Origin of the sequence: Sphingobium sp. B2 (genome assembly GCF_007693735.1) — a bacterium.
Classification (GTDB): Bacteria; Pseudomonadota; Alphaproteobacteria; order Sphingomonadales; family Sphingomonadaceae; genus Sphingobium; species Sphingobium xenophagum.
In genome coordinates this window covers 24,857-29,877 of record NZ_VDBZ01000004.1, presented here as the reverse complement: position 1 = coordinate 29,877, position 5,021 = coordinate 24,857, and the positions used below count along the sequence as shown (strand labels likewise).

General features: G+C 60.2%; 5 protein-coding genes. 2 read left to right on the top strand and 3 right to left on the bottom strand.

The window, feature by feature from the left end; translation table 11 throughout:
* Positions 1-1,476: IS66 family transposase (gene tnpC, locus FE851_RS21000; RefSeq protein WP_145206747.1), on the top strand; the 1,476-nt coding region annotated here is incomplete at its 5' end.
* Here the strand turns inward: tnpC and FE851_RS20995 are convergent.
* Genes FE851_RS20995 through FE851_RS20985 form a run of 3 tightly spaced genes read right to left on the bottom strand, consistent with a single transcriptional unit; the run spans position 1,458 to position 2,906 of the window.
* A complete protein-coding gene (locus tag FE851_RS20995; RefSeq protein WP_145206654.1) occupies positions 1,458-2,036 on the bottom strand; it encodes a hypothetical protein in 579 nt (192 codons plus the stop codon). The genes tnpC and FE851_RS20995 overlap by 19 nt on opposite strands.
* A complete protein-coding gene (locus FE851_RS20990) occupies positions 2,033-2,389 on the bottom strand; it encodes a hypothetical protein (RefSeq protein ID WP_145206653.1) in 357 nt (118 codons plus the stop codon). The genes FE851_RS20995 and FE851_RS20990 overlap by 4 nt, the downstream gene beginning before the upstream one ends.
* 28 nt (positions 2,390-2,417) lie before the next feature.
* Entirely contained in the window at positions 2,418-2,906 is a 489-nt protein-coding gene (locus tag FE851_RS20985) for a hypothetical protein (RefSeq protein WP_145206652.1), read from the bottom strand.
* A gap of 550 nt (positions 2,907-3,456) precedes the next feature.
* Here FE851_RS20985 and FE851_RS20980 point away from each other — a divergent pair.
* Positions 3,457-4,764 (top strand): hypothetical protein, encoded by a 1,308-nt coding sequence (locus tag FE851_RS20980; RefSeq protein WP_145206651.1) that lies wholly within the window; start codon positions 3,457-3,459, stop codon positions 4,762-4,764.
* The last annotated feature ends 257 nt before the right edge of the window (positions 4,765-5,021 follow it).

The following is a 5,021-nucleotide window of genomic DNA, read 5'->3' as shown; positions in this document are numbered from 1 at the left end:
AACGAGAAGATGCGCCGCACCCTTTTTGGCCAGCGCTCCGAGCGCACGCGGCATCTGCTCGACCAGATGGAACTGACCTTCGAGGAGTGCGAGACCGCTGCCAGCGAAGATGAGTTCCTGGCTGCCCTGGCAGCGGCGAAGACCAACGTCGCGCCGTTCGAGCGCAAGCGGCCCGCCCGCAAGGCCTTGCCCGAGCATCTGCCGCGCGAGCGCGTCGTCATCGCCGCGCCCGATGCCTGCCCCTGCTGCGGCTCGGAACGGCTGTGCAAGCTGGGCGAGGATATCACCGAGACGCTTGAGGTCGTGCCGCGACAGTGGAAGGTGGTCCAGACCGTGCGGGAGAAGTTCTCCTGCCGGGATTGTGAGAAGATCACACAACCGCCGGCGCCGTTCCATGTGACGCCCCGCGGGCTCTTTGGTCCCAGCTTCCTGGCGATGCTGCTGTTCGAGAAGTTCGGTGCGCATCAACCGCTTAACCGCCAGCGTGATCGCTATGCCCGGGAAGGCGTGGACCTGAGCCTTTCCACTCTGGCCGATCAGGTCGGCATCTGCACCGCCGCGCTGATGCCGCTCTATCTGCTGATCGAAGCCCACGTCCTTGCCGCCGAGCGATTGCATGGCGACGATACGACGGTGCCAGTGCTGGCCAAGACCAAGACCGATACGGGCCGGATCTGGACCTATGTTCGGGATGATCGACCTTTTGGCGGACCGGCACCGCCCGCAGCGATCTTCCATTATTCCCGCGACCGGCGGGGCGAGCATCCTGTGGGCCATCTGCGCGGTTGGAGAGGCATTCTTCAGGCTGATGCCTATGCCGGCTATAATGCCCTGTTCCATGGCGACCGCCTGCCGGCGCCGCTAACCCGCGCCCTTTGCTGGAGCCACGCGCGCCGTTATTTCTTCGAGCTGGCCGATATCGCCGCGCAGCTCAAGAAGCGCCGCAAAAAGGCCGTTATCTCGCCGCTGGCGGTGGAGGCGGTTCGCCGTATCGACGCGATTTTCGATATCGAACGCGCCATCAACGGCAAGCCGGCACAGGAGCGCCTCGCCCTTCGGCAGGAACTCAGCGCACCGCTAGTTGCCGATATGGAAGAATGGATGCGCGACAACCGGTCAAAGCTGTCAAAGAACAGCGATGTGGCCGAGGCCATGGATTACATGCTCAAGGCATGGCCGGCCTTCACCGCGTTCCTCGATGACGGCCGCATCTGCCTCTCGAACAACGCGGCGGAACGCGCGCTCAGAGGCATAGCCCTTGGAAGAAAATCGTGGCTCTTCGCTGGTTCAGATCGTGGTGGCCAGCGCACCGCCTTCATGCTGAGCCTCATTGGCACGGCGAAGCTCAACGACATCGATCCGCAGGCTTGGCTTGCCGATGTGCTCAGCCGCATCGCCGAGATCCCTCAGAACCGTCTCCATGAACTGCTGCCATGGAATTGGCGCGCCGCCGAAGATCAACGCGAAGCCGCCTGATCCGCGGCCTTCACCGAATGCCTACGATTATTCCAGCCTCCGGTGCGAACCGAGATGTCGACCGATGATTGAACAGCAAGGATAAGGCGGTGCTTGTCAAAGCGATCCAGTTCTCCGACCGCTACAAGATACGGATTGCCTCGGGGGTATGGACGTGCCCGTTTCACAAGCTCAGTGGCAAGAGGACCCGCGTCCTTCAGTTTCCACAAGCCTTTAGTAAGATCAGCCTTCTTGCCGCCCGCTTTCACAATCGGAAATTCCGTGCGGTCCTCGCGGCCTCCATTGGCTTTGGCACATGCGGTGATGAGATAATCAAGAGCACATCGTAGGTTATGGACCGCGTCCCCGACGTAGAGCGCGAGGGCCTTGTCCGGGAAACCCATCCGATCCCCGACAAGGAAGCCATGGGCCGCCCGCTTCTTTGCAGGAACCATCGATACAGAGGTTGGGTGCTTCGCGAAATGTGCTGCCGCGGCCCGATGGAATTCGTCGATGTGGTAATTTGCCCTTTCGACTTTACGAACGGCATCAGCAAAGTCAGGCTTCTCAGCGGCTCTCACGGTATTGTCGCAGCGAAGCAGCCGAGTGCGCCGGGGGGCGGAACGAGCGTTTTGCCCTTCAGGATTGCACAAAGCGCATTGAAGTCGGCCTGCTCCGCGAAAAAGACAATCACTTCATACTTTCCCCGATCTCGAACGCGGTGGGGTGCGGGCTTTGCGCCTTTGGGTTTTGGAGGAGTGGGGATGCGTTTGGACGTTAAATGCCAATATCCAACAGCATGCGTGCTGATAATCTTCTTCACAACGCTCGCGGCGGTGACGCTCTTGGGCAGGTTGTTGGCATTGACGCCAACAACACCGAGATACGACGCCGAGTGTAACGATATGTACTTCGCTTCCGTCAGATACGGCACTTCACGCCTTTCCTATCAGATGTGATGTTCAGAGCGCGGAACGCACTCGTTCGCGCTCGATTTTTGGCAGCCGCTTGGCGACGGCGATCAGAAGATCGGTGATGGCGCGGTCATCCGGTTCGCAGATAGCGCTATAGGTTTCGTAGAATTCTGTTGAGACATTAATGCGCATTTTTGCGCTGGGCGCCTTGCCATGTTTGGCGAGCATAGCGGTGAGGCCGATAGCCAGCTCTTCATAAAGCTGATCGTTTTCCGATATCTCTGTGAACCACTGGCCGAGCTGTCGTTCCGTACGACGGCCGTCCCGTGGGTCGTCATCGACATATTCCGCCGCAGTCATACCCTGATAGCCACAGAATTTTGACGGTCCAAAATGCCAAGCATCGTTTTCACGATGCGCATACCATGCCCGAGCATATGATAGCCGACTTTGCAAATCGGGGCTCACCTCCAGCTCGTGCGAAAATCGAACGATATTTCGCACTGCTTGTTTGGCCGTCGTGACAAGGGTCGACATATCATTATCCTTCATCATATCCAGGTATGAGATGTATATAGTCCAGCTAAAGTTATGTCAATTATTCGTGTATAAGATGAATAATAATCGGCTGGTTCGCGGTAAGGGGGCGGTTCTGACGAAAGTCGACCCTAGCGGGCATGCTGTGAAATCGCAGGGAAGCCCCCAGACCCGGTCGAAATGTGAATGTCCGCTTCTTGGCGCGTAAATGCCGTGCTCAAGCGCCTTGAATGGGCCGCATTGCTGCCAGATGGTTCGCATTAACCGAAAGGCCGCTCTTTTTAGCTGAAGCTGCCATTCGAGCCCGACCGGCGGACGAAGCATTCTGGTCGGTCGTCGCCGATTGGTGGGACGGCCCACCTTGGGGCAGATGGGCTGTTTGTTGCGACTATGTCGGCGCGGGAGACTTTTGCTGGGTCGCTGAACGACAGGTTCCGCACCAGACGTACTCTGCGGCCCGTCCCAATTTTGAGCGTCGCCTCTGGAAGGCTATTCGTGCAGAGTATGTTGCAAATGGGTCAGCGCTCGTTGGAGCCTACTTAGGGGGAACATGGCGGTGGACGACATCTTTCGCGACCGCGTTCGGGAACGCGATCTGGACAACTTTCTCGTCGAGGAGATCTTCGCCGTCCCCGACTTTCTCGACTGGGTAGTAGCCAAAGCGGGACCGGGCTTTACGGCGCCTGACGGGCTGACTGTCCTACTTCAGAAGTCTCCGCCTCGTGAGAACGACCGGAGGCAGACGGACGTCCGGATCGGTTGGTTCGACGGAAACGAAGAGCTGTGCGCCTGCATCCTAATTGAGAGCAAGGTCACCGCCGACTTCCAGCCCGGCCAGGCTCAGGCCTACGCCGCCGAGCTCGCCGCGCTACGAGCGCGTCTCGGCGCTGCATCGGCGGCGGCGCTGTTGGTGGCGCCGGCCGCGAAGTTGACCGCACTCACGTACGACGGATGCTTCGATGGAGAGATCAGCATCGAGGACGTGATCGGCCACCTGCAGGCCAGGTCCCAAGGCGACGTGGGAGAGGAAGTCTGTCGCCGCCTCCTGGCGCGTGTCCAACTCCTTGAGGCGCTGTGCGGCAAGCGCTCGGGTACTGCTTGGGTCGGTTCGACGGTTGCGGAGAAGCGCGACTTCGCACAATCCTACGCAGATCTCGCCGCTAAGATACTTCCGGACCTGCGAGTCAGGCCATCGACGGACGGACCCAAGGCGATCACGAGGCTGTTTGAGGGGCTAGAGATTAATGGTCTGCCTCCGATTGCCCTTCGCCATGAGTTCGGTTCCGCGCCCGGTTGGAAATATGCGAACCTGCAGTTCAAGGGCGCCGTCGATCATCTGGCGTCGTTGCGGTCAAGCGGCATCCTCGCTGACACCCCCTACTCCGCGACCGAGGCGGGCAAGTCGCTCGCAGTGCGCGTTCAGACGCCGGCGGTCGATCCAATGCGGCCATTTTCAGAAGAGCGCGGCGCGGTCGAGCAGGGCCTCCTCGCGATCCGCGAATTGGTAGTCTGGCTCAAGGCGTCCGCAGCGGCTTTGGGAGACTTGTTCTCGGCTAGCGGTGGATCGCCCCGGGTTATACCGACCGAGGCCGCGTTCGCGGAAGAGCTCATGGAGACCTACCGGCAGTGCGAGCGGATCGGCTACCGGCCAACCGGTATGCTGCAGATGCTCGGCGAGCACGGCGCGATCGATACCGCGCGGCGGCTGATGGCAGCTCCTCCATCCGAAGGCTTTCATCGCCTCGCCCTTCTGAACCGCCTCGATCTCGCGATCGAGTCGATCGCGCTTCGTGAACCGTGGCGCGCGCTTTTCACAGATCAGGAACTGGCGAAGGCGGAGCGGCGCTTACGCCGGTGAGCCCTTCTAGAATCAGGGCGCATTACAGCCGTCCCGCATAAGGAACCTGAAGCGGCGGGTTTCGGCAAGAGCGGCCACTCTGGCGGAGGACTTCGAGCGGCTCGAGTTGGTCGCCAGGCGCCTGAGGACCTTCCTTTGCGCTGGCGAACGTTCTTGAGACGGCCAATCCGGCCATCGGAGAATGATCATGGAGATGCCTGATACTGAACCCACCACCACCAAACGTCCCGTCTGGAATGCGGGAAGAACTGTTGGCG

Coding starts and splice junctions, on each gene's coding strand:
- FE851_RS20985 (WP_145206652.1), bottom strand. CDS start 2,906: ATGTCGACCCTTGTCACGACGGCCAAACAAGCAGTGCGAAATATCGTT.
- FE851_RS20980 (WP_145206651.1), top strand. CDS start 3,457: ATGGCGGTGGACGACATCTTTCGCGACCGCGTTCGGGAACGCGATCTG.